Origin of the sequence: Micromonospora sp. NPDC006431 (assembly GCF_042870725.1) — a bacterium.
Classification (GTDB): Bacteria; Actinomycetota; Actinomycetes; order Mycobacteriales; family Micromonosporaceae; genus Micromonospora.
Genome location: NZ_JBIAHQ010000017.1, coordinates 111,175 through 133,468 on the forward strand (window position 1 = coordinate 111,175; position 22,294 = coordinate 133,468).

The window sequence follows — 22,294 nt, forward strand, 5'->3', positions numbered from 1 at the left end:
GGCCGAGGCAGGCGAAGCCTTGACAGCCGATCCCCGATAGCGAATCAGCGGCCGGGGGAGTGACGCCGCCCGCTGCGGGCGGCGGCCACCAGGGCCAGCCCGCCTGCGATGAGGATGGGCAGACCGATCGACAGGATGGCGAGCAGCCCCAGCGCCGCCAGCAGGACACCTGAAGTCGCCAGCGCCCAGCCCCGCCGGGGCGCTGCGTGGAACGCCCCGTAGCCGGCGAGGACCGCGGCCACCGCCAGCGCGGTGACCACCCAGGCGAGGGGCTGGTCGCCCTGCTGTCGCATCACTCCCAGGTAGAGGCCGAGCATGAGCACCCCGATCACGGCCGCGGCGCTTGCCAGCAGATCGGCCCCGCATCGCCATCGGGAAGCCATGGTTCATGGTCGCAGATCCCTTGCGGCAGCCAACGGCTTGCGGAGAACCCGGCGCCGTTCGCCGGAACCCGAGTGGGCCGGCCGGTGTCCTTGAAGTGGTTGACGGATTCGGGTCATCGGCAGGCGGGATCGTCCGGGGGTGTGCGATGGGCTCATGGGGCAGGGTGGTGCTGGGATCGGTGCTCCTGCTGGCGGGGTGTACCGCCGCGGGGCGGTCGGCCGCGCCGGCCAGCACGGTCTCGCCGCGCGCGGCCGCCGGTTGCACCTCGCCGATCGAGATGGGATCCCTGCCCGACTGGGCGGACGAGGGGTTCAGCGGCGGCGGTTCGGGACCGCCGCATGTCTTCGGCGCGAAGGGCGAGATTCTCGGGGTGCTCTTCGGTTACCCGCTGTCGCAGCAACCGGCTGACGGGCACACCAACAAGATCCTTTGGGTGGCCCGGCCCGCCCCGACGCCGTCCGACACGACATCGCCGGAAACCCTGGTGATCACGGCGACACTGGACGGCACCGACACCCGGGTGACCCACGAGGTCACCGGCGGTCCCGGCCCGTCGATCATCGACCTGCCGCGGGCCGGCTGCTGGCACCTCGAACTCCGCTGGTCCGGGCGCACCGACACCATGGACCTCGTCTACGCCGAGAGTTAGGTCGCGGGCCCGCACCCCGGCCATCTGGTCGTCGTCCGGACCGTTGTCAAGCCGCACCGCGCCGGATCTGGGTACGGTGCCGGGGTGGAGATTGGATTCGCCGTGCCCGTATCCGGGTCGTGGGCCACGCCGGAGCACATGATCCACGTCGCCCGCCGGGCCGAACAGTTCGGTTACCACTCGCTCTGGACGTTCCAGCGCCTGCTGGTACCCGCCGACCTCGCCTGGAGCGAGACCTACCACAGCGTCCAGGATCCGCTGACCACGCTGGCGTTCCTCGCCGCCCACACCGGGCGGATCCGGCTCGGCGTGGCGGTGCTCAACATGCCGTTCCTGTCACCGGTGGTGCTGGCCAAGCAGGCCGCGACCCTCGACATCCTCGCCGGGGGGCGACTCGACGTCGGACTCGGTCTCGGCTGGGCGGACGAGGAATATCAGGCCACCGGCGCGAGCCGGCATCAACGGGGCCGGCGGGCCGAGGAGTTCCTCACCGTGCTCCGTACCCTCTGGCAGGACGAGGTCGCGGCGCACGACGGCGCGTTCTACCAGGTCCCGCCGACGCGGATGCAGCCGAAGCCGGTGCAGCGACCGCACCCGCCGATCCTGCTCGGCGGGCACGCGCCCGCCGCGCTGGACCGGGCGGGGCGGCTCGCCGACGGCTGGGTCAGTGGCAGCCAGGCCGACCTGAAGGGCATCGGCGAGGCGGTCGCGACGGTGAAGGCCGCCGCGACCGGCGCGGGCCGCGACCCGGAGGCGCTGCGCTTCGTCTGCCGAGGTGCCGTTCGGGTACGCGCGGCCAGCCCGCCCGACCGTGAGCCGCTCACCGGCACGCTCGACCAGATCCGGTCGGACCTGGGTGCACTCGCTGCGGCCGGCATCACCGAACTGTTCGTCGACCTCAACTTCGACCCGGAGATCGGCTCACCACGGGCGGACCCGTACGCGTCGTTGCGCCGCGCCGACGAGGTGCTCGACGCCCTCGCCCCCGGTCGGTGACCCGGCCCGGAGACGTCCCGGCTCGGTTCACGCCGCCGGGTCCGCTGTTCCCTCGGCGGCCGACCACGCCGACCACCGGGTCACCGTGACCGCGACCACCGGCCCGTCCGGCGGCCGGGCCACGTACTGCGGGTACTTGTCGCACAACGCCGCGCGGGCGGCGTCCTCCTCCGCCGGGTCCACCACCACCCGGCCGTGCCCGTCCAGGCGCACCCACCACAGCGTCGACCAGTCCTCGGCGTACTCGTCGACGAGCAGGCAGGCCCGCCCTGTCGCCTGGATGTTCTCCAGGCGCCGTAGCCGTCGGTGGCGCTTGGGTTTGCGGTCCACCGCGTGGTAGACCGCGTCGCCGAGCAGGACGAAGCACACCGGCACCAGGTGCGGGCGGCCGTCGGCGCCGACAGTGGCCAGCCGGGCGACCCGGGCCGAGGCGACCCGCTGCCGCAGGTCGTGGGCGGGCACAGCCCGACCATAGCCGACCCCGGCCCGGGGGAGGGGCCTATCAGCCGTGACCCGGTCAGCTCCTGGTCACCGCGGCGGTCATCTCGACCTCCAGCACCGCGCCGTCCAGGAACAACCGGTTCACCTCCACCGTGGTGCTGGCCGGCTTGGCGTCCGCGAAGTACCGGCTGCGGACCGCCCCGTAGCCGGCCAGGTCGTCGAGGTCGGTCAGGAACGTGCGGACATGCATGACGTCGGCGAACGTGGCGCCGTGCGCGGCCAGCAGGCCGCCGATCAGCTCGAAGATGCGTTCGCTCTGGGCGCGTACGTCGCCGGGCGCCACCACGGCGCCGGCGTCGTCCACGCCGACCTGGCCGGAGAGCACGAGCAGTGCACCGCCCGGCAGGTCGAAGCGGGCGACGTGGGCGAAGCGGTCGCCGTACGGCGCGGGCACGGTCGCGGGGTTGTCCAGGATCACGGTCACGGTTGCTCCTTGTCGGGGTTGGTGACGTCCACGGGGTGGACGTCGGTGAGGGTGGCGATGTCGGCGTCCGGCCGGGGCGCGGCCGCCAGCACCGATGCGGCGGCCCGCAGGACCGGTGCCGGCGCGTCGCCGAGCGCGTCGAGGGCGAGCCGGGCGTCCTTGGCGGCCAGCGCGACGGCGAACGCGGCCTCGGTGGTGGTCACCCGGGCGACCGCGCCGCCGAGCGGTCCGCCGGTGAGCGCTTCGCACGCCGTACGGCGGTCCACGCCGACGGCGTCGGCGACGGCCAGGGCGTCGGCCACCGACGCGACCGCGGTGACCAGGGCGGTGTTGAGCACCAGCTTCATGGCCGCGCCCCGGCCGGGGCCACCGCACCGGCGGACCGTGCCGAGGGCCGCCAGCACCGGAGCGACGCGGTCGACGGCCGCCTCGGCGCCGCCGGCCAGGACCACGAGCCGGCCGGCCTCCGCGGCTGCGGCGCTGCCGGCGACCGGCGCGTCCACGAGACGTACGCCGGGCGGCAACTGACCGGCCAGCTCACGAAGGGCGTACGGGCCGATCGTGGACATCTCCACGAGGTGGGTCCCGGGACGTAGGGCGCGGGCCGCCGCGTCGGCGCCGAACAGCGACTCCCGCACGGCGGTCGCGTCCGTGAGCATGGTGATCACCACGTCGGCGTCCCGGACGGCCTCGGCCGGGTTGGCGGCGGCCCGCGCGCCGGCCTCGACCAGTGGCCGCGTCCGGCCGGGGGTGCGGTTCCAGACGGTGAGCCGGTGCCCGGTGGCGAGCAGCCGGCGACCGAGCGCGCTGCCCATCGTGCCCGCGCCCAGCAGTGCGATGGCTTCCATGATCCGGAAGGTTAGGCGGCGGCCGGCCATGCCACCAGCGAATGTTGAACATGCCAGCCATGCTGCGAGAACATGGCGGAATGCAGCCGCATGCGCTTGAGGTCTTCCGTACCGTCGTCGAGCACGGGTCCATCACGGCCGCGGCCCGGACTCTGCGCTACACCCAGTCGGCGGTGTCCCGGCAGATCGCCGCCCTGGAAGCCGAGACCGGAGCCACCCTGTTCGACCGGCTGCCGCGCGGTGTCGCCCTGACCGAGCAGGGCCGCTGCCTGCTCGGTCACGCCGAGGCGGTGCTCGACCGGCTTGCCGCCGCCCGCCGCGACCTCGCCGCGCTGCGTGACCTGACCGCCGGCCGGCTGCGGGTCGGGGCGTTCCCCACGGCCGTTGCCGCGCTCGTGCCGCGCGCCCTGGCGTCGTTTCGGTCCGCCCATCCGGGGGTCGCGCTCTCCCTGGTCGAGGGGCTGACGCCGGGCCTGTTTGCGGGCCTGCTCGCCGGCGACGCCGACGTGGCCGTGCTGAGCGCCCCCGCCGATCAGCCCCTCGACGACGAGCGGTTCGACCTGCACCATCTGGTCGACGAGGTGCTGCTGGTGGCGGTGCCCCGGACGCACCGGCTCGCCCACCGGCGCACCGTGCGGCTGCGCGAGCTCGCCGACGACGCGTTCATCGCCGGTTCGGCGGACGCCGAGAAGACGCTGCTCCGCGCCACCCTGCCGGCCGACTTCCGGCCGCGGATCGACATCGTTGCCGCCGACTGGACCGGCAAGCTGGGCTGCGTCGCGGCCGGACTGGGCGTCGCGCTGATCCCTGCCCTGGCGGTCCGGGCCGCCCCGCCCGACCTGGCACTGCTCCGGCTGCATCCCGACGACGCCTCCGTCCGGCGGGTGTTCGCCGCCACCGTCGCCGGGCGTAGTCGTCCGCCGGCGGTGCGCCGGTTCCTCGACCACCTCGACACAGCGGCGGCCGGGCTGGGGTTGGCTGGCGGCCGGATGCCGGGTCAACCCGATGATCACCAGTCCGCAGAGGGATAACCCGGGCAGAGCGGCGACCTTCCGGCTTATATTCGCAAAATGCCCGTAACTTCTTCAAGTGTCATATACTCGACCCAGCGGAACCTGCCCCAGAAGCCCGGTGCAGGCACGCAGGCAGAGCCGATCGGCGGCACCGGCACGGGGCGGTACCAGCCGGGCGGTTCCGCGGCGGCAGGTGTGCCGTCCGGCGCGGTACGACCACCGCCGCTGCGGGCCGGAACCCCTCCGCCCCGCAGCGGCGACAGACGGTGATTTGGGTGATCACCGCGGCCGGCACGGGTCTCGCCCTCCTACGGGCCCGTGCCGGCCACCTCAGCAAGGGGCGGAGGCGGTGGCGACAGCGACGCGGCACCGAGAATCTCCCTCACCTCGCCCTGCCGGCCCGGTATCTGAGAGGAGAGGGTGATGTGGAAGCCGCCAACCCCGGCGGAGCAGGAGCTGTGGAACGCCGTCGTGGCTGGCGTCCACGCGGCCAACCGGATGGATCGCGAGGCCTTCGCCGCGGCGGCCGACCGGCTGACCCGGCTGCCCGGAGGCTGGGTGCGCCGGACCCTCATGAGCATCGCCGAGCTGCTGGCCGAGGAGTTCGCCCCGGGTGCGGGTGACCTGTGGCCGCTGGTGGCGCTGCAGATCGACCGCGTCGGCACCTGGTTCCCGGAGGTGGACAGGCAACTGCTGGCCGCACTCCTGCCCGGTCGCCACCACCCGGTGGATCCGGCCGTGCCGGATGAGCCCCGGCACGTCATGCACCGGCTGCTGGTGGTCGCCTGCCTGTCGGACGCCGCGCAGGTCGGCGTGGGCGCCTTTGTCGACGTGGCGTTGCGCGGTACGGACGGACGGGCGGCGCGGCCACTCTCCGGGCTGGTGCCGCAGCATCGGACCGGACGGTGAGGGCGCGGCGCGCGCCACGACCTGCGGTCGATCTCACGCGTGCCCGCCGGTCCACCCGGCGTCGCTCTCCGTCCGGCGCCGGCCTTTGACGGCACCACCTCGATCATGCCCGCGAGCTTATCCGACAAACACGCCAGAAATGGCAAAAACCGGACATAGTTCCGGCGGGTGTCGGCCCCGCGGCCGCTCCCCTCAGCTGGAGATGGACTCCGGCGGTGGCGCCGGCCTGCCCATGGCCGCGCCGAGCTCGGCGCGGCTGGAGATGCAGAGCTTCCGGTACACCCGGGCGAGGTTGGCCTCGACGGTCTTCGGGCTGATGAACAGCGAGTCGGCGATGGCCCGGTTGGTGCGGCCCTGGGCGGCGAGCCGGGCCACCCGTTCCTCCGTGGCGGTCAGCACGGTCGGCGCCGGCGTACGCCGGCCGATCCTGGCCAGCTCCAGCTGGGCCCGCTCGGCGAAGGCGACGGCGCCCAGGGCGGTGAACTCGGCAGCCGCCGCGTCGAGGGCTTCGCGGGCCTCCCGGCGGCGGCGGGCCCGGCGGTGTGCCCGGCCGGCGACCAGCAGGCAGCGGGCCCGGTCCAGCGGCAGCACGTCCACCGGCACGCTCGCCCGCGCTGCGACGAGCGCGGCCAGCGCCTCGGCCGGGTCGGCTCCGGTGGCGCTGTCCACGAGCACCCGGCTGCGGGCAAGGCCGAGGGTGGTCCACGGGCGGCCCAGCCGGGCGTGCCGCTCGGCGAGACGGACCAGCGCGGCGCGTGCGGTCTCCAGGTCACCGGCACCGACGCACGCCTCGATCCAGTCCGGCTCAAAGCGCTGCGCGAGCGGCTCGGCGATCCCCGAGCCGTCCAACTCGGCGACGAGTGCCGCGTACGCGGCGGCGGCCTCGGCCATCCGGCCGGCGGAGAGCGCCACGAACCCGGCCAGCTGCAGGTGGATCCGTCGGCACCAGGCGTCGTCGAACTCGTCGGCCCGGCGCAGCCCGCCCTCGGCCACCGCGCCGGCCTCGGCGAGCCGGCCCCGGTAGGCGTCCAGCATGCCGGCCAGCCAGGTCTCGCCGACCAGGCCGGTGCCGAGCTGCTCGCCCAGCTCGCGGGCCGCCGCGATGTGCTCCCCGGCGGCGTCGAACCGGCCGGCCAGCAGCTCGGCCTCGCCCAGGTGGGTGAGCATCTCGTGCTGCCACGGTTCGTCGCCGCGCGCCACGGCCCGACCCAGCATGTGGTGCAGCCGCGCCCGGGCCCGCTCATGGTCGTCCGTGGCCTTCCACCAGATCGCCGGAATCGACCCGGCAAGCCAGGACGGTTCACCGGCCTCCAGGACCAGCGCCCGGTCGAGCAGTTCGGTCCGGGCCGGACGCCCGGCGCGTACCTCGTGGAAGAACAGCAGCAACAGCGCGGCGGTGAGCAGCGGACGGTGCTCGTCCCGGTCGGACAGGTGCGCGATGGCGGCCTCGGCGTGCCGGCGGGCGGGCTCCGGAGCGTCCTGGAACAGGGTCAGGTGCGTGTGGATGCGCCCGGCCAGGTCGCGATGCCCCTCGGCCGCGGCCAACGCACGCCGGGCGAGGGACACCGCGCCGGTGAGGTCGTCGACGCACCAGGCGACCATGGCGCGCAGCAGCAGCGCCTCCGCGTGCGCCGCGCCGGCCAGCTGTCCGGCGGCGACGTCCGCCGCCGCACCGGCCGCCGTGTAGTCGCCGCTGTCGATGCGGCACTGCACCGCGTCCAGGCGCCGCCGGTCCCGATCCGCCGCAGCCGTCGGGGGCGTGAGGTCGGCGGCGCGGTCGTACCACTCGGCGGCGACGGCGGGAGCGCCCCGGGAGCGTTGGCGTGCGGCCGCGGCGGCCAGTTCGGCGGCGAGCGCCTCGTCCGGCGCCACCGTGCACCGGGCGAGCTGCCGCGCCCGCTCGTCCGGGTCGGACACCGCCTCGGCCAGCACACCGTTGAGCCGGCGCCGGACGCCGGACGGGATGCTCTCGCGCACCGCGGCGGCGTACAGCGGGTGGGCGAAGCTGATCCGCCTCGGCGTCACGCTCAACAGGCCAGCCTCCTCCGCCGCGTCGAACGCGTCCACCGGCACCCCGGCCGCGTGCAGGTCCGGCAGGGTGGGCACGCTCAGCAGCGCGGCCAGGCGCACCGCGTCACGGCTGGGCCGGGGCAGTGCCCGCAGGGCGTCCGCGAGCAGTTGACGCATCGACGACGGCACCGGCAGGTCCTCGCCCGGCCGCGGTGGCCGGGGCAACCGCAGCACCGCCCGGGCCAGCTCGATGGCCAGCAGGGGGTTGCCCCCGGCGTCCCGGGTGATCCGGGCGAGCAACGGGCGGCTGAGCGTGCCCCCGAGCCGCGCCTGGACGATGCGGTGCAGCGCCGCCGGGCCCAGGGGCGGCACGCCGATCCGGGTGAGCCGGCGGTCGCCGGCCCGGTCGTCGTCGAGCCCGAGCGGGAGGGCGTGCCCCGCCTCGTCGGTACGGCGGGTCAGCAGGGTGGCCGGCCAGCGGGCAAGGCGGCGCAGCGCGAACCGCAGGGCCCGCTCGCTCGGCGGATCGAGCCAGGGCGCGTCGTCGATGGCGAGCAGCACCGGCACCTCGCCACCCGTCGCGGCCTCGAACAACGAACGGGTGGCCGCCCCCACCGCCCGCTCGTCGATCGCCTCGTCGTGGTCGGCGGACAGCAGCACCACCTCGGCGGCGATCCGCTGTGGCGGGGGCAGGGCCGCCACCCGGCCGGCCAGCGGCCGCAGCACGTCGGCCAGGGCCGCATACGGCAACACGGCCTCGGCCTCGGTCGGCGCGCTGGCCAGCAGGACCCAGCCGGACCGCTCGGCCCGGGCGACGACGGCCCGCCACAGCGCGGTCTTGCCGATGCCACTGGGGCCTTCCAGGAGCGCCGACGCCCCGCCCACCAGCGCTCGCCAGGTCTGCTCGAGGATCGCGTCACGGCCGACGAGGGAGGCGTCCATGGCGGGATGATGGCACAGCCGTGCCATCCCGCCGAGCGATGTGGTCGCTCACTTCGGCGCGTGTCCGCACACCGCCACGTTCGGGATGACCTCCTCGTTGCGGTAGACGTCGGCGCTCCAGCGCGGTCCGCTCGCCGCCGCGACGGGTGGGATCGTCGGTGCCCTACTCGGTGTCAACAGGCTGAGGATCTTGTTGATCACCTTGACCACGGGTTCGAGGATCCGGTATCCGACGCCGAAGACCGCCTTCACTCCGATGCCCACCCCCCGGCACTGCGCGTACGGCGCGCCGAGGGCGGAGCCGAGCGTCGAGCCGTACGACGTGGTCAGCTCGAAGTAGACGCCGGCGGTGAACAGGAAGGCGCTGAGGCCGACGGTGAACCGGACGCCGTGGCGGATGACCAGGCCCATGACCCCGACCGGTACCCCGGTGAGCGAGTTGAGCAGACTCTTGCGGCGCTGGAACTGCTCGGTGACCCGCGGCCCGACGCTGCCGTTGACGTAGCCGAAGCCGAGCTTGCCGGCCAGGGAGTACTCACCCGAGCCCTTGACCGTGCCCGCCTTGGCGCCGAACGCGGTGGCGACCTCGAGGGTCTGGCTGACCGTGAACGAGAGCGGAATCCCGATCACCTGACCGATGGGGAAGGAGATGTCGACCGGGATCGGGAACACCTTCTTGTGGTTCTGCCCGTCCTGGATGCCGCCCTCGAAGTCGACCTTGATCCCGAACCCACCGCTGATCTCCAGCTCCGCCCGCGTCACCTTCCCGGCACCGATGGCGAGGTGGAAGGCGGCGTCCGGTCGCTTGAAGGTGAGCGTGACAGTGCCGACGAGCCGGACCCCTCCGTCGTCGTAGGCGAAATGGGCGCCCACGCCGTCGGAACAACAGCTGGAATACACCTGGTAGCCGTGGGTTCTCGTGCCGACCTGGCCGCCCCGCTGCGGGGGTGGCTGCACCGGCGGGTCGGACGACCCGAGCAGCGGCGGCCGCCGCACCGGGCGGCTCCGGCCGAAGGTGCTCGGTGGCGTCGGCCGGTCCTCGGCCCACGACGGCTCGCCGGCGGGGTAGGTGACCGGATCGTCGAGGGTGACCCCCTGTTTCTCGAAGGTGCCGTCCCGGATGATCTCGGTGATGTCCACTGGCCCGATGGTCACCAGCAGGTCACCGCCGTCCTCGGCGATGTCCAGCACCCGGCCGACGCCGCGGCCGGTGATGAACATGACCTTGCCGGGTTCGAGCTGCCGGGCGTTCCTCGCCGCCGCGTCGATGCGCCACGTCAACCCGTCGGCGGTGACCGAACGCACCGAGCGGCCGCCCCCGCCCACCAGGACGACGTCAGGTTGCAGCGTGACCCCGGCAGCGGGCGCCGGCGCGGCCCCGTAGCGCAGGTCCGCGTCGCCCATCGCCGCGTCGGTTCGCACCGCCGGCCGGAGACTGTCACAGCCGGGCAGCGCGATCAGGACCGCGACGGCGGCGGCGAGCAGGGCCCGCCCTCGACGGGGTCGCATCGGCCACCTCACATCCGCCCGGCGACGGCGCGGGCGAGGGCCTCCAGCGGCTTCCGGTTCTCCTCCGGGTCGTTGAGCCGCACCAGCCGGACCGCCACCCACACGTCGGCCTTCCTGATGAAGAACGCCTCCAGCGTGAGGTGGGCCTCGTCCGCCACGCCGGACAGCGGCCGCACCTCGTGGCCGAGGTCGCGCTCGATGTCGAGGTATTTCTTCGCCCCGTCACCGACGTACACCTCGACCTGCGCGGTCGGGCCGGTGACCGGTGCGGTGTAGGTGCAGCTCTCCCGGACCGCCACCGCGTCGGCCACCGGCGTGCCGGCCAGTTTCTCCGCGTCCGCCTTGGACACCAGGGTGCAGGCGTCGGGCAGCGCGGAGGCCGGACCGCTCTCCTCGGCCGCCGGGCTGGTCTCCCCGGTTGCCGGCTCCGCCGCGGCCGTCGAGGCCGGCTTGCCGCCCGCGGCGGGCTTGTCGTCCGAGCCGCCACAAGCGGTGGGCAGCACGAGTGCGACCACGGCCACACCGAGCACCGCGAGGTGCCTGCCACGCATCTGGGTCCCCCTCACTCCGGCAGCGCGTCGAGCAGTTGACGCAGCTTCTGCTCATAGGTCGCGACGTCCATGCTGAAGCTGCTCATGATCATGGTGTAGCTGCCCTTGGGGCTGACCACGACGGCCTCTCCCGCGATGTCCTTGGCGGCGAGGTACGACCGGTCACCGAGGTCCACCACCTTGTCGTACTGCTTGCCGGCCTGCTCGTGCTGGTAGTCGTAGGTCGTCGCACCGGCGAACTCGGACGCCATGGTGATGGTGAGGCTGGCGACGCCGTTGCCGTCGCCGAACGCGCAGTTGCCCTGGTCCTTCATCGGTTTGCCGAGCAGTTCGGACACCCGGTCGGCGGTGAAGGGGCACGTCGGCACCGAGCCACTGAGCTTGCCGAGGTCGTCCGAGCCCGCGTCCGACCCCGCGCCGGCGTCAGCGCCCTCCGACGCGGAGGAACCGGTCGAGCTGTCGCAGGCGGTGGGCACGAGCAGGGCAAGCAGGAGCAACGGCAGCAGCCGCCGTCCTCGCGCGGCACGGGCTCGGGAACGTGGTGCGCCGGGACGCCACGCGGGGCGGTTCGACGCGAACAAGTGACGGGCCATGCGGTCGACGCTATGGCGCGGCGGACGCCGGGTAATCGGGTGATTCCCTACGCCGTCACGAATCGGCCCTGGCGCCGGCTGCCGGCGCCAGGGCCAGCGCATGACCCCGGTGCGGCCGGCGGCCACCGCCGTCGCCCCAGGAGGCCGGCGAGGCCACACGACGACGAGCGTCAGGTCAGCAGCTTCTTCATCGACACGGCGTGCAGACCCCGCTGGCGCAGCCCGTCGAGGATCGGCCCGATGGCGGCCAGCGTGTCCCGGTGGCCGAAGTGCAGGCTGACGATCGAACCCGGCCGGACCTGGCTCATCGTGGTCCGTACCACCAGCGGTGCACCCGGGTCGGTGTAGTCGAGCGAGTCGACGTCGTACGACACGCACGTCGGATAGCCCACCCGGCTGGCCTGAGTGCGGACCATGGCGTTGGCGTGCTGGGTCTGCGACGGGCGGAACCAGACGCCGATCGAGCCGGTGAGCTGCTTGATCCGCTGGGCGCACCGGTTGATCTCAGCGAACGCCTCGCCCGGGGTCAGCCGGCTGATGTCGGCATGGTTCTCGGTATGGTTGCCCAGCTCATGGCCGCCGTCGAGGATTCGCCGCGCCAGCGCGGGCTGGTCGGCCAACCACGTACCGACCGCGAAGACGGTGACCCGGGCGTCGGCCCGCTCCAGTTCGGCCAGCAACTGGCGGGCGAGGGCGGGCTCTCCCTGGCCATGGAAGGTCAGCGCGACATTGGGCCGTTCCCGTGGTCCGCTGCTGATCTCCCCCGGCAGGGCGGGAGGAGCGGAGGCCCCTGTGGCCGACGGGGGCGGGGAGGCGGACGGCGACGTGGTGCCGGTGCCCGACGTGGCCGACCGGGCGACCGACGGTCGGCGCGCCGGGTTACAGCCAGCCAGTCCGACAAGTCCGGCGGCCGCAGTGGCGGCGGCGCGCAGAGCGCCGCGGCGATCTGGTGGCACTCCGCGATGCTAAGCCGCCGCCGGGGTGATGGAGAGGAAATCGAGGAGGCGGCGTGCGGTCTCCGCGGGCGCTTCCTCGGCGAGGAAATGCCCCGCCGGCATCGGGCCCCCGTGCACCTCGTCCGCCCACTGCCGCCAGACCTTCAGCGGTTCGTACCGGCCGGCGAGGAACCCGGTGCCGCTCCACAACACGAGGACCGGGCAGGTGATCCGCCGCCGGCCGCGGTCGGCCTGGTCGTGCGCGACGTCGAGGGTGATCGACGCCCGATACTCCTCGCAGACGGCGTGGACGGTGTCGGGGTGCCGGAACGCGTCGACGTAGGCGGCGCGGACGTCGGCCGGGAAAGCGTCCGGCCGGTCGGACCACGCGTCGAGCATGTGGTTGACGATGACGTCGGGGGCCTGGGCGATCAGCCGTTCGGGGACCGGCTCCGGGGCGGACAGGAAGGACCAGATCCAGAAGCCGCGGGTGAACTCCCGGTCCACGTTGCGGTACGTGTCCGCGGTCGGGATGACGTCGAGCACCGCGAGCCGGGTGACCGTCCGCGGATGGTCCAACGCCATCCGGTACGCGCACCGCGCGCCCCGGTCATGGCCGACCACGCTGAACCGGTCGTACCCCAACTGCGCCATGACCTCAACCTGGTCGCGGGCGATCTCCCGCATGCTGTACGGCGCGTGGTCCGGGCCGGTCGGCGGTTTGCCGCTGGCACCGTACCCGCGCAGATCGGTGGCGACCACGGTGAACCGCTCGGCGAGCGTCGGCGCCACGTGCCGCCACATCAGGTGGGTCTCGGGAATGCCGTGCAGGAGCAGGACGGGTTCCCCCTGGCCGCCGCGACGTCCGTGGATCGTCGTACCGCTGCTGGCGAGGTCGAATGCCTCAAAACCGTCGTACATCAGGACCTCCGCGCCGGGCGGCAGGAGCGCCGCACGACGGCGGTGCCGGGCGCCTTTGCCCGGCACCGCCGCGAACGAGCTGATGTCAGCCCTTGGCCTGCCGCTTGGCTTCCTGCGGATTGGCGCCCTTGGTGACCTTGTTGAGCGCCTGCCGCAGCTGGCCCTCGGTCATCTTGGAGTTGCCCTCGATGCCGGCGTTGTGGGCCTGCTGGCGCAGGTCGTGAAGCTTCTCGCGATCGGCCATGTCAGCCTCCCGTGTGCTCAAGAGCCTGAAGCGACTCCGGTTGGAGAGATCTGCGTTCCCGCAGCCCCTGGGCTCAAACGGTCGGCCGCGCGGGATCAGACGCCCGAGGGGTACGTGTCGGGCTCGGCGAGGGCGGTGGGCCGCAGGCGCAGCGGCCGGACCGCCTGGGACTCGTCGATCCAGCAGAACGCGTCGTACCGGTCGCCGAGCACGGTGGGGACGTAGTTGCCGAAGCTCTCCCGTTCCGGGTGGTAGACGACGCCGATCGCCCGGTGGTCGAGTTCGTCGGTGAGCAGGTCCAGCGGCTCGTCGCCGGGGAACACGAACAGGGCCTGCGCGGGCGCGGCGCCGTGCAGGACCTCCTCCAGCGAGTGGCGGCGGCCCGGCGGCACCGGCATCACCTCCATCGGCGCACCCCAGGCGTCGCCCGCGACCACGGTGCCGTGGTGGGTGCCGAAACCGACCAGCACGACCTGGTCGGCCCCGTAGCGTTCGCGGGCGAGCTGGCCGATGTTGACCTCGCCCGCGTCGGTCATGTCGGTCGCGCGGGCGTCCCCGACGTGGGTGTTGTGCGCCCAGACGACCCCCTTCGCCGCCGGCCCGTAGTGCCGCAGGAGGCGGTCGAGGGTGTCGTCCATGTGCCGGTCGCGGACGTTCCACGACTCGCGGCCACCGCGCGCCATGGTCCGGTAGTAGCGCTCCGCCCCGGCCACGATCTCTGCGTTCTGCCAGGCCCCGAAGCGGCCCGCGCCGTCGGCGGCGGCCCGCTCGCGCAGCCCGACGAGCAGGTCGACGACCTCGTTCTCGCAGTTCGTCGGCACCAGGCGGGTGGCCAGCGCGTACTGCTGCGCGTCCTCCTCGTACGGCTGGAAGCAGCCGTACGCCGCCAGCGCCGCCGGCACCTGCTCCGGGTCGTGCTCGCGCAGGTAGACGAGGATCTCGCGCAGCGACTCCCACAACGAGTACACGTCCAGCCCGTGGAATCCGGCGCGGTCGGGCTCGTCCACCCGCTCGTTGCGGGTGCGCAGCCAGCGGGTGAAGTCGACGATCTCCTCGTTGGCCCACATCCACGTCGGCCAGCGCTCGAAGGTGGCCAGCGCGTCCCGGGGGTCCGCCGGTGCGTCGGGCCCGCAGCGGACACTGCGGTCCACCCGGTCGCAGTCGGGCCAGTCGCCCTCGACGGCGACGAACGAGAAGCCCTTCTCCTCGATCAGCCGACGGCTGATCCATGCGCGCCAGGTGTAGAAGTCGTGCGTGCCGTGGCTCGCCTCGCCCAGCATCACCACGCGGGCGTCGCCCACCCGGTCCAGCAGTGCGTCCAGGTCTCCGGGGTCGGCCAGCGGCGCCGCCAGGCCGACGACCTCGTCGTCGTAGCGTCCCATGGGCGGGCGGTACCCGTTGCGGTAGCAGCCATGCGAGGCTCCCCGTCCCGAATCACGGCGCGTCGGACGGCCGCGGCGCGGGTGGACCCAACAGGACGGAAGGAGCAGGCGGTGACCTTCCCGCCGAAGTGGTTAGTGTCACCACTGACCTCCGCCGGCCCGCGACCCCGCGACGACCACGACAGGGAGTGACCCGCATGGCTGACTTCGTCGGTGCGGTAGACCAGGGCACCACCAGCACCCGCTTCATGATCTTCGACCACGGTGGCAACGAGGTCGGCCGCCACCAGCTCGAACACCAGCAGATCCTGCCCCAGGCCGGCTGGGTCGAGCACAACCCGCTGGAGATCTGGGAGCGGACCCAGACGGTCATCCAGACCGCCATGAACGCCCGCGGTCTGACCGCCGCCGACCTGGCCGCGCTCGGCATCACCAACCAGCGCGAGACCACCGTGGTGTGGAACCGCCGTACCGGCCGGCCCTACTACAACGCCATCGTCTGGCAGGACACCCGCACCGACCGCATCGCGGCGGCGCTGGAACGCGAGGGGAAGGGCGACGTCATCCGGCGCACGGCGGGGCTGCCTCCGGCGACGTACTTCTCCGGCGGGAAGATCCAGTGGATCCTCGAGAACGTGGACGGGGTCCGTGCGGCCGCCGAGCGGGGCGAGGCCGTCTTCGGCAACACCGACACCTGGCTGCTGTGGAACCTCACCGGCGGGGTCGAGGGCGGCGTGCACGTCACCGATGCCACCAACGCCAGCCGCACGATGCTGATGAACCTGGAGACGCTGGACTGGGACGACGAGCTGCTGTCCTTCTTCGACATTCCCCGCGCCATGCTGCCGGAGATCCGGCCGTCGTCGGACCCGCGCTCGTACGGCAGCACCGGGCCGCACGGACCGTTCACCGGTCAGGTTCCGCTCACCGGCGACCTCGGCGACCAGCAGGCCGCCACCGTCGGGCAGGTCTGCTTCGCCCCGGGCGAGGCGAAGAACACCTACGGCACCGGCAACTTCATGCTGCTCAACACCGGCCGGGAGATCGTGCGGTCGAAGGCCGGGCTGCTCACCACGGTGTGCTACCAGTTCGGCGACGAGGCGCCGCGTGTACGCGCTCGAAGGCTCCATCGCGGTCACCGGCTCCGCCGTGCAGTGGCTGCGCGACCAACTCAAGATCATCAGCAGTGCGGCGCAGAGTGAGATCCTGGCCAGCCAGGTGGCGGACAGCGGCGGCGTGTACTTCGTGCCCGCCTTCTCCGGGCTGTTCGCACCGTACTGGCGCTCCGACGCCCGCGGCGCCATCGTCGGCCTGTCCCGCTACAACACCGACGCCCACATCGCCCGGGCCACCCTCGAGTCCATCTGCTACCAGAGTCGGGACGTGGCCGAGGCCATGGCGCAGGACTCCGGGGTGCACCTGGACTGCCTCAAGGTCGACGGCGGGGTCACCGTCAACGACCTGTGCATGCAGTTGCAGGCCGACATCCTCGGCGTGCCGGTCAGCCGGCCGGTGGTCGCCGAGACCACCGCGCTCGGCGCCGCGTACGCCGCCGGCCTCGCCGTCGGGTTCTGGAAGAACACCGACGAGCTGCGGGCGAACTGGAACGAGAGCAGGCGCTGGCAGCCGGCCTGGTCGCCGGAGCAGCGGGCGAACGGCTACGCCCGGTGGAAGAAGGCCGTCCAGCGCACCCTCGACTGGGTCGAGGTGGACTGACCGCCGTACCTTCACCCTCCACGGGAGGGGCCGCCGTCAGGGTCCGCCAGGTGCCGGCTGCGCGGCGAGAAGCCGCTTGATCTCCTCGGCGGCCGGGTGGGCCGGCGCGACGGCCAGGAAACGCCGCAGCGTCGTCGCCGCCTCGGCGGCCTGAGTGGTCCGCTGCGCCAGTCCCAGCACCAGCAGGCCGTCGGGGGAGTCCGGCTCGTGGGCCAGGACCTCCCGAGCGGTGCGTTGGGCGCCGGCGCTGTCACCGGCCCGCAGCAGCGCGAACGCGAGCCGCAGCCGGACGCCGTCGTCGGGCCGCTCCCGCAGCGCCTCCTGGTACATCCGCGCCGCGGCGTCGTACCGGTTCTGCGTCTCCAGGTCGTGGGCGAGCTGGAGGGCGACCGCGACCGGGTCGGCGGGTGCCGGCCGCGCGGGCGGGTCGAGCCGGTCGGCGGCGACCGCGACGGACGCCACCAGCGCCACCACCCCCACCGACGCCACCCGCCAGGCCCGCCGCGCGCCCTGGGCGTCCGGGGTCGACGGCGCGGCCGGACGGGCCCGGCCGGTGCGGGGGCGTAGCGTCCGCACCGCCGCGTAGCCGCCGGCCAGCAGGGCCAGCGCGGGTACGCCCCACAGCAGCAGCCGGACCCCGCGGGCCGGCGGGTCGGTCAGCACGTCCGCGCCGTACCGCTGGACGAACCAGCGCCGGATCTCGTCGCGGTCCCGCCCCTGGGCGAGCTGGTCCGCCACCACCTGTCGCATCGCCACCGCGATCGGTGACCGGGAGTCCGCCACCGACTCGCCCTGACAGGCCGGGCAGCGCAGCCCGGCGGCCACCGCGCGGACCGGATCCTGCCGGCCGTGGTCGCTCGCCGCCCGGGCCAGCCCGATGCCGGCCGCGGCGACCAGCGCGACGAGCACGAGCGCCACCAGGGCGCCTCTCCGGGAGACACGCCCTGGGGCGTGTCGCCACCTCATCCGGCCAGCAGCGGCGCGACCCGCTGCTCCAGCCACTGCCGGGTCACCACGCCCTGCCGCCGGTCGACGAGCCGGCCGTCCCGGTCGACCACGAAGGTCTCCGGTACGCCCCGCACACCCCACTCGACAGCCCGGGTGCCGTCCGGGTCCGGCACCACGGTCAGCCCTTTCGCGCCGGTCTCGTCGAGCAGCGCCCGGACCGCCTCGGCACCGTCGCGGATGTTCAGCCCGACCAGCCGCACGCCGCGTGGCGACCACTCACGCTCGGCGTCGACCAGCAGCGGCAGCTCGTCCCGGCACGGCCCGCACCAGGAGGCGAAGACGTTGACCAGCACCACCTGGCCGCGGACGTCGGAGAGCGCGAAGCGGCCACCGTCCAGGGTGGGTCCGGACAGTGCCGGGGCGGGTGTGCCCGCCACCGCCAACCCCTCGCCCGGGTTCGGGGCGGCCGGTGCGCGCAGGCCGAGGACGACCAGAGTGCCGACGACAGCGGTGAGCACGAGGACCACCGCCGGCCCGCCGCGCAGCCATCCGGGGCGGCGCAGCGCCGGGCGCCTCACCGTGCCGCTCCGGAACCGACGGCCACCGGGGCGGGCACCGCCCGGCCGTCGCGGGCGGCCGGCCGCCGTGCGGAGCGGGCGGCGGCGAGCACCCCGCCGGTGGCGGTCAGCGCCCCGCCGGCCCAGATCAGGCTGACGAGCGGGTTCACCGCGAGCCGCACGGTGGCGCTGCCGCTGTCCTCGCTGACCGCGATCAGCGTGACGTACGTGTCGCGCAGCAGGCCGGTGCCGATCGCCGGCACGGTCACCGCGGTGTCCCGGGCCGGGTGGTAGCGCAGCGCCGGGGTGATCGTCGGGCCGGCGCGGCCCGATGCGGTGAGCGCCAGCCGGGCTCGCACCGCCATGCTCCCGCTGCCGCCGGTCCGGTCCACGCCGACCAGGCGGACCGCGACATCACCCACCCGCAGGGTCTCGCCCACCCGCAGTGTCCGTTCGGCGTCCCGCCCGTACGCCGACGACCCGGCGACGCCCACCGCGACCAGGGCGAGCCCGGCGTGCGCGACCAGCCCGGCGAGCCGGCCGGGGCGGGGGCCGGACCGGCGCAGCCGGTGGATCAGCTCCCCGGCCAGTCCGGTGAGGACGAACGCCGCCGCACCGAACGCGGTGAGCGCGGCCGGACCGGGTCGGCTGAGCAGTCCGACCAGGGCCACCGTGCCGAGGCCGGCGCCGGCGGGCGCGGCGAGCCGCCGCAGCGCCGCCGACCGGTCACGTAGGGCGGGCGGCACGCCCAGCACCAGCAGCACCACCACCGCCAGCGGCACCGCGGTCCGCTGGTAGTAGGCGGGTCCCACGGACACGCGCGTCCCGTCCAACGGGGCGGAGAGCAGCGGCAGGATCGTGCCGATCAGCACCACCGCCGCGATGGTCACCAGGAGTACCCCGTTGACCAGCACGAGGGTGGGGCGGGAGAGCGCCCGCGGCCGTCCGGTGCGGGCCGGTTCGGGGGCCCGCCGGCCGGTCAGGACGGTCGACACCACCACCGCCAGCAGCACGAAGCCGAGCAGCATCGGACCCAGCGGTGAGTCGGTGAAGGCGTGCACGCTGGCCACCGCGCCGGACCGGGTGAGGAAGGTGCCCAGCAGCACCAGCAGGAAGCTCGCGCAGGCGAGCGCGCTGTGCCAGGCGGTCCGGCCGCGTACCAGGGTGGTGTGCAGGAACGCGGTGGCGGTCAGCCAGGGCAGCAGGGAGGCGTTCTCCACCGGGTCCCATGCCCAGTAACCGCCCCAGCCCAGCACCGCGTACGACCACCAGGCGCCGAGGCCGATGCCGCCGGTGAGCGCGGCCCAGGCCACCAGCGCCCACGGGCGGGCCATCCGCACCCAGCCGCGTCCGTCCCGTCCGACCAGCGGCGCCGCGAGCGCGAACGCGAAGGGTACGACCAGACCGAGGTAGCCGGCGTAGAGCAGCGGCGGGTGTACGCCCATGGCCGGGTGCTGCTGCAGCAGTGGGTTCGGTCCGGGGCCGTCGGTCGGCACCGGGCTCACCGGGCGGAACGGGTTCGCGGCGAAGCTGGACAGCGCGAAGAAGAACAGCATGACCACGCTGACGACCACCATCGCGTACGCGTGCAGCCGGGGCGGGTACGCGCGCCGGGCCAGCAGCGCCGCGTACCCGCCGAGGACCAGCAGCCACAGCAGCAGCGAGCCGTCCAGCGCGGACCACAGGCTGGTCAGCGTGTAGTAGAGCGGGACGTGCCGGCCGCCGTTCTCGGCCACGAACCGCACGCTGAAGTCGTGCCGGAGCAGCGCGGTCTCCAGCAGGGCGCAGGCCACGGCGGCGGCGGCCAGGGTGGCGGTGCTGCCGAGCCGGGCGGTGCGGACGGGCGCGTCGAACAGGGCCACCCGCAGCCAGAGCAGGGCGGTCAGGGTCGCGCAGGCCAGCCCGACGGCGAGGCTGGCGGTGCCGAGGTCACCGAGCATCGACCGGAGCCACGGGTGGGGACGACGGCCGGTACTCGTTGCCGTGCCGGACCACCACGTGGTCCGAGCGGAACACACCGTCGGACGACAGCGTGCCCTCGACGACCGCCCCGGTTCCCTCCCGGAACGTCTCGGGAGGCGCGCCGCGTTGCTCGACGGCGATCTCGCGACCCGCCGCCGCGAGCCGGAACGTCACCAGGTCGCCGTCGTGGCGCAGCGATCCGGGCACCACGTCACCGCCGAGGCGGACCCGGTGCCGGGCGAGGTCCGGGTCGTCGAGCAGCTCTGCCGGGGTCCGGTAGTAGGTGACGGTGTCGCGGAGCGCGCTGGTGACCAGCAGCCCGCCGGCGGCGAGCAGCACGGCGAGGAGGGCGACCCGGCCCGTCCGGCGACGCATCATCCGACTCTCACCGGGGTGCGTTCGGCGGTGGGGGCGGGCTCGGGCGCCAGACGGCGCTCCAGTCGGACCACCCGGTGCAGCAGCACGCAGCACGCGGCGAGGGTTGCGGCGGCCACGGCGAGCAGCAGCGCGGTGGCCATCCGGGCGTCGATCGGCGGCCGGTGCGGGGCCAGCATCGTCGCCTGCTGGTGCAGCGAGCGCCACCAGACGACCGAGAAGTGCACCACGGGCACGAGGAGGAACCCGGCCACCCCGGCGACGGCGGCGGGCTTCGCCACCCGGTGGTCGCCGCCGTCGCGTGCCCCGGTCCGCTCGGCCAGCGCCCGCCGTAGGGCGAGGTAGCCGGCGTAGGTGAGCAGCAGCAGGGCCGTGCTGACCAGGCGGGGATCCCAGGCCCACCAGGTGCCCCAGACCAGGTGCCCCCAGACGGATCCGGTGGCGATGGCGGCGGCGGTGAGCACCACGCCGAGCTCGGCCGCCGCCCGGGCGAACCGGTCCCAGCGCAGGTCACCGCCGATCAGGTACGCCCCGCTGGCCATGAGCACGACCGCGAACGCGGCGTACGCCACCCAGGCGGCGGGGACGTGCACGTACATCAGCCGTTGCGCGTCGCCCTGCAGTTCGTCGGGGGGCGCGAGCCACGCGCCGGCCGCCGTGGCCGCCGCGGCGAGCCCGCCGGCGACCCAGGCCATCGTCCGGCGCGCGGCGGCCGCTCTGGCCGTGTCCGCGACGAGGTCCACCGTGGAGGCTTGCATGATCTCCCTGTCCGCGTCCCGGGGGCGCTTGACCGAAGGTGGGGATGGAGCCCACCATAAGACGCTTACAGCCCTGTATCCCCCTGTTCGGTATAAAAGGTGTGAAGACGGTCAACCGGGACTAAGGTCCTTGCCGATGAGGACGACAGCGGAGACCGCCCCGCGCCCGGCCCGGCGGCAGCGCCGACCCGGGCCGGTGCTGCTGCTGGCCGGCCTGCTGCTGCTCGCGGGCTGCTCCGGCGGGTCACCGTCAGCGTTGAATCCGCAGGGGACCGGAGCGGCCCGGGTCAACGGCCTCTGGTGGCTGCTGTTCTGGATCTCCGTGGCGGTGTTCGCCGAGGTCATGGCGCTGCTCGCGTGGGCGCTGGTGTTCCGGCGGGGCACCGCCCGGGTGCGCCACGGCCAGCCGCTGCGCTTCGTGACGATCGCCGGCGCCGGACTGCCGTTCATCATCCTCGTGGCCGTGTACGGCGTCGGCCTGCGGGACCTCGCCGCGCTCGGCGCCGGACCGGGCCGGGACGCGCTGACCGTGGAGGTCATCGGCCACCAGTGGTGGTGGGAGGTGCGCTACCCGGGCCGATCCGGCGCCACCGCCAACGAGATCCACATCCCGGTGGGGGAGCGGGTCAAGGTACGCCTGCGCACCGACGACGTGCTGCACAGCTTCTGGGTGCCGCAGCTGATGCCGAAGACCGACCTGATCTCCGGCGAGACCCGCGAGACCTGGCTGGAGGCGCGGCAGGCCGGCAGCTACCGCGGCCAGTGCGCCGAGTACTGCGGCACCCAGCACGCCCACATGGCGTTCCTCGTGGTGGCGCAACCCCGCGCCGACTTCGACGCCTTCCTGGACCGGCTCGACGCCCCGGCCCGGGCGCCACAGACGGATGCCGAACGGCGCGGCCAGCAGACCTTCGTGCAGGGCACCTGCGCCGCCTGCCACTCGATCCGGGGCACCGGCGCGCAGGGGCGGGTCGGGCCCGACCTGTCGAACGTGGGATCGCGGTGGAGCATCGGCGCCGGCGCCGTACCCAACGACGCCGGCCACCTCGGCGGCTGGATCGCCAACTCGCAGACCGTCAAGCCCGGCAACGCCATGCCCCCGCAGCCGGTCGACGCCGCCCGACTGCCCGACCTCATCGCCTACCTTCGGTCGCTGGAGTAGGGGCC

22 protein-coding genes and 1 pseudogene are annotated in these 22,294 nt (G+C 74.0%); 6 read left to right on the forward strand and 17 right to left on the reverse strand.

What is annotated here, in order from left to right; all coding sequences use genetic code 11:
* Positions 1-44 precede the first annotated feature (44 nt).
* Positions 45-332 (reverse strand): hypothetical protein, encoded by a 288-nt coding sequence (locus ACFYM6_RS25690; RefSeq protein WP_387279447.1) that lies wholly within the window; start codon positions 330-332, stop codon positions 45-47.
* Between the two features lie 230 nt (positions 333-562).
* On the opposite strand from ACFYM6_RS25690, the gene ACFYM6_RS25695 reads away from it, so the two are divergent.
* Positions 563-1,033 (forward strand): hypothetical protein, encoded by a 471-nt coding sequence (locus ACFYM6_RS25695; protein ID WP_387279448.1) that lies wholly within the window; start codon positions 563-565, stop codon positions 1,031-1,033.
* An 84-nt stretch (positions 1,034-1,117) separates the two neighbouring features.
* Positions 1,118-2,029 (forward strand): TIGR03619 family F420-dependent LLM class oxidoreductase, encoded by a 912-nt coding sequence (locus tag ACFYM6_RS25700; RefSeq protein ID WP_387279450.1) that lies wholly within the window; start codon positions 1,118-1,120, stop codon positions 2,027-2,029.
* A 27-nt stretch (positions 2,030-2,056) separates the two neighbouring features.
* On the opposite strand, the gene ACFYM6_RS25705 is transcribed toward ACFYM6_RS25700, so the two are convergent.
* From ACFYM6_RS25705 to ACFYM6_RS25715, 3 genes are read right to left on the reverse strand one after another with little or no spacing between them, the layout of a single operon-like run.
* Positions 2,057-2,491 (reverse strand): TIGR03668 family PPOX class F420-dependent oxidoreductase, encoded by a 435-nt coding sequence (locus ACFYM6_RS25705; protein ID WP_357439133.1) that lies wholly within the window; start codon positions 2,489-2,491, stop codon positions 2,057-2,059.
* Positions 2,492-2,546: 55 nt separating this feature from the next.
* Positions 2,547-2,954, reverse strand: coding sequence for a RidA family protein (locus ACFYM6_RS25710; protein ID WP_387279453.1), 408 nt, complete (start codon positions 2,952-2,954; stop codon positions 2,547-2,549).
* Positions 2,951-3,802, reverse strand: a complete 852-nt coding sequence (locus ACFYM6_RS25715) for an NAD(P)-dependent oxidoreductase (protein ID WP_387279455.1) — start codon at positions 3,800-3,802, stop codon at positions 2,951-2,953. Before ACFYM6_RS25715 ends, ACFYM6_RS25710 begins: the two co-directional genes overlap by 4 nt.
* Before the next feature lie 80 nt (positions 3,803-3,882).
* On the opposite strand from ACFYM6_RS25715, the gene ACFYM6_RS25720 reads away from it, so the two are divergent.
* Both ACFYM6_RS25720 and ACFYM6_RS25725 read left to right on the forward strand, forming a co-directional pair.
* Positions 3,883-4,833 (forward strand): LysR family transcriptional regulator, encoded by a 951-nt coding sequence (locus ACFYM6_RS25720; RefSeq protein ID WP_387279456.1) that lies wholly within the window; start codon positions 3,883-3,885, stop codon positions 4,831-4,833.
* Positions 4,834-5,238: 405 nt separating this feature from the next.
* Positions 5,239-5,724: a hypothetical protein gene (locus ACFYM6_RS25725; protein WP_387279458.1), complete on the forward strand. Its 486-nt coding sequence runs from the start codon at positions 5,239-5,241 to the stop codon at positions 5,722-5,724.
* 192 nt (positions 5,725-5,916) lie between these two features.
* On the opposite strand, the gene ACFYM6_RS25730 is transcribed toward ACFYM6_RS25725, so the two are convergent.
* The 8 genes from ACFYM6_RS25730 to ACFYM6_RS25765 form a co-directional block, all read right to left on the reverse strand.
* A complete protein-coding gene (locus tag ACFYM6_RS25730) occupies positions 5,917-8,676 on the reverse strand; it encodes an AAA family ATPase (protein ID WP_387279460.1) in 2,760 nt (919 codons plus the stop codon).
* A 48-nt stretch (positions 8,677-8,724) separates the two neighbouring features.
* The gene (locus ACFYM6_RS25735; RefSeq protein ID WP_387279462.1) at positions 8,725-10,185 is read right to left on the reverse strand and encodes a hypothetical protein; all 1,461 of its coding nucleotides are present in this window, start codon (positions 10,183-10,185) and stop codon (positions 8,725-8,727) included.
* Positions 10,186-10,193: 8 nt separating this feature from the next.
* Positions 10,194-10,736 carry a hypothetical protein gene (locus ACFYM6_RS25740; protein WP_387279464.1) on the reverse strand — a complete coding sequence of 181 codons (543 nt, stop codon included), beginning with the start codon at positions 10,734-10,736 and terminating at the stop codon, positions 10,194-10,196.
* A gap of 11 nt (positions 10,737-10,747) precedes the next feature.
* Positions 10,748-11,329 (reverse strand): hypothetical protein, encoded by a 582-nt coding sequence (locus ACFYM6_RS25745; RefSeq protein WP_387279466.1) that lies wholly within the window; start codon positions 11,327-11,329, stop codon positions 10,748-10,750.
* A 170-nt stretch (positions 11,330-11,499) separates the two neighbouring features.
* The gene (locus ACFYM6_RS25750; RefSeq protein WP_387279468.1) at positions 11,500-12,285 is read right to left on the reverse strand and encodes a polysaccharide deacetylase family protein; all 786 of its coding nucleotides are present in this window, start codon (positions 12,283-12,285) and stop codon (positions 11,500-11,502) included.
* A gap of 9 nt (positions 12,286-12,294) precedes the next feature.
* Positions 12,295-13,185: an alpha/beta fold hydrolase gene (locus tag ACFYM6_RS25755; RefSeq protein ID WP_387279469.1), complete on the reverse strand. Its 891-nt coding sequence runs from the start codon at positions 13,183-13,185 to the stop codon at positions 12,295-12,297.
* An 85-nt stretch (positions 13,186-13,270) separates the two neighbouring features.
* Positions 13,271-13,429 (reverse strand): hypothetical protein, encoded by a 159-nt coding sequence (locus tag ACFYM6_RS25760; protein WP_387279471.1) that lies wholly within the window; start codon positions 13,427-13,429, stop codon positions 13,271-13,273.
* A 95-nt stretch (positions 13,430-13,524) separates the two neighbouring features.
* Entirely contained in the window at positions 13,525-14,811 is a 1,287-nt protein-coding gene (locus ACFYM6_RS25765) for an erythromycin esterase family protein (protein ID WP_387279473.1), read from the reverse strand.
* Positions 14,812-15,008: 197 nt separating this feature from the next.
* On the opposite strand from ACFYM6_RS25765, the pseudogene glpK reads away from it, so the two are divergent.
* A pseudogene (glpK, locus tag ACFYM6_RS25770) lies at positions 15,009-16,527 on the forward strand (glycerol kinase GlpK).
* A 36-nt stretch (positions 16,528-16,563) separates the two neighbouring features.
* Here glpK and ACFYM6_RS25775 read toward each other — a convergent pair.
* From ACFYM6_RS25775 to ccsA, 5 genes are read right to left on the reverse strand one after another with little or no spacing between them, the layout of a single operon-like run.
* Complete coding sequence (locus ACFYM6_RS25775) at positions 16,564-17,445, reverse strand: cytochrome c-type biogenesis protein CcmH (RefSeq protein ID WP_387279475.1); 882 nt, start codon at positions 17,443-17,445, stop codon at positions 16,564-16,566.
* Positions 17,446-17,489: 44 nt separating this feature from the next.
* Positions 17,490-18,053 carry a TlpA family protein disulfide reductase gene (locus ACFYM6_RS25780; RefSeq protein ID WP_387279477.1) on the reverse strand — a complete coding sequence of 188 codons (564 nt, stop codon included), beginning with the start codon at positions 18,051-18,053 and terminating at the stop codon, positions 17,490-17,492.
* Complete coding sequence (locus tag ACFYM6_RS25785; protein ID WP_387279479.1) at positions 18,050-19,972, reverse strand: heme lyase CcmF/NrfE family subunit; 1,923 nt, start codon at positions 19,970-19,972, stop codon at positions 18,050-18,052. The genes ACFYM6_RS25780 and ACFYM6_RS25785 overlap by 4 nt, the downstream gene beginning before the upstream one ends.
* Positions 19,962-20,369, reverse strand: a complete 408-nt coding sequence (locus ACFYM6_RS25790; RefSeq protein WP_387279481.1) for a cytochrome c maturation protein CcmE — start codon at positions 20,367-20,369, stop codon at positions 19,962-19,964. The genes ACFYM6_RS25785 and ACFYM6_RS25790 overlap by 11 nt, the downstream gene beginning before the upstream one ends.
* Positions 20,369-21,127: a cytochrome c biogenesis protein CcsA gene (gene ccsA, locus ACFYM6_RS25795; protein ID WP_387279483.1), complete on the reverse strand. Its 759-nt coding sequence runs from the start codon at positions 21,125-21,127 to the stop codon at positions 20,369-20,371. Before ccsA ends, ACFYM6_RS25790 begins: the two co-directional genes overlap by 1 nt.
* 136 nt (positions 21,128-21,263) lie before the next feature.
* Here ccsA and coxB point away from each other — a divergent pair, with 136 nt between their 5' ends.
* Positions 21,264-22,289, forward strand: a complete 1,026-nt coding sequence (gene coxB, locus ACFYM6_RS25800; protein ID WP_387279485.1) for a cytochrome c oxidase subunit II — start codon at positions 21,264-21,266, stop codon at positions 22,287-22,289.
* Positions 22,290-22,294: the final 5 nt, after the last annotated feature.

Excerpts from the sequence above, each read along its gene's own strand:
- ACFYM6_RS25735 (WP_387279462.1), bottom strand. The coding sequence starts at position 10,185 with ATGCGACCCCGTCGAGGGCGGGCCCTGCTCGCCGCCGCCGTCGCGGTC.
- ACFYM6_RS25720 (WP_387279456.1), top strand. The coding sequence starts at position 3,883 with ATGCAGCCGCATGCGCTTGAGGTCTTCCGTACCGTCGTCGAGCACGGG.
- ACFYM6_RS25760 (WP_387279471.1), bottom strand. The coding sequence starts at position 13,429 with ATGGCCGATCGCGAGAAGCTTCACGACCTGCGCCAGCAGGCCCACAAC.
- ACFYM6_RS25755 (WP_387279469.1), bottom strand. The coding sequence starts at position 13,185 with ATGTACGACGGTTTTGAGGCATTCGACCTCGCCAGCAGCGGTACGACG.
- ACFYM6_RS25790 (WP_387279481.1), bottom strand. The coding sequence starts at position 20,369 with ATGCGTCGCCGGACGGGCCGGGTCGCCCTCCTCGCCGTGCTGCTCGCC.
- ACFYM6_RS25715 (WP_387279455.1), bottom strand. The coding sequence starts at position 3,802 with ATGGAAGCCATCGCACTGCTGGGCGCGGGCACGATGGGCAGCGCGCTC.
- coxB (WP_387279485.1), top strand. The coding sequence starts at position 21,264 with ATGAGGACGACAGCGGAGACCGCCCCGCGCCCGGCCCGGCGGCAGCGC.
- ACFYM6_RS25745 (WP_387279466.1), bottom strand. The coding sequence starts at position 11,329 with ATGGCCCGTCACTTGTTCGCGTCGAACCGCCCCGCGTGGCGTCCCGGC.
- ACFYM6_RS25765 (WP_387279473.1), bottom strand. The coding sequence starts at position 14,811 with ATGGGACGCTACGACGACGAGGTCGTCGGCCTGGCGGCGCCGCTGGCC.
- ACFYM6_RS25785 (WP_387279479.1), bottom strand. The coding sequence starts at position 19,972 with ATGCTCGGTGACCTCGGCACCGCCAGCCTCGCCGTCGGGCTGGCCTGC.
- ACFYM6_RS25740 (WP_387279464.1), bottom strand. The coding sequence starts at position 10,736 with ATGCGTGGCAGGCACCTCGCGGTGCTCGGTGTGGCCGTGGTCGCACTC.
- ACFYM6_RS25725 (WP_387279458.1), top strand. The coding sequence starts at position 5,239 with ATGTGGAAGCCGCCAACCCCGGCGGAGCAGGAGCTGTGGAACGCCGTC.
- ACFYM6_RS25730 (WP_387279460.1), bottom strand. The coding sequence starts at position 8,676 with ATGGACGCCTCCCTCGTCGGCCGTGACGCGATCCTCGAGCAGACCTGG.
- ccsA (WP_387279483.1), bottom strand. The coding sequence starts at position 21,127 with ATGCAAGCCTCCACGGTGGACCTCGTCGCGGACACGGCCAGAGCGGCC.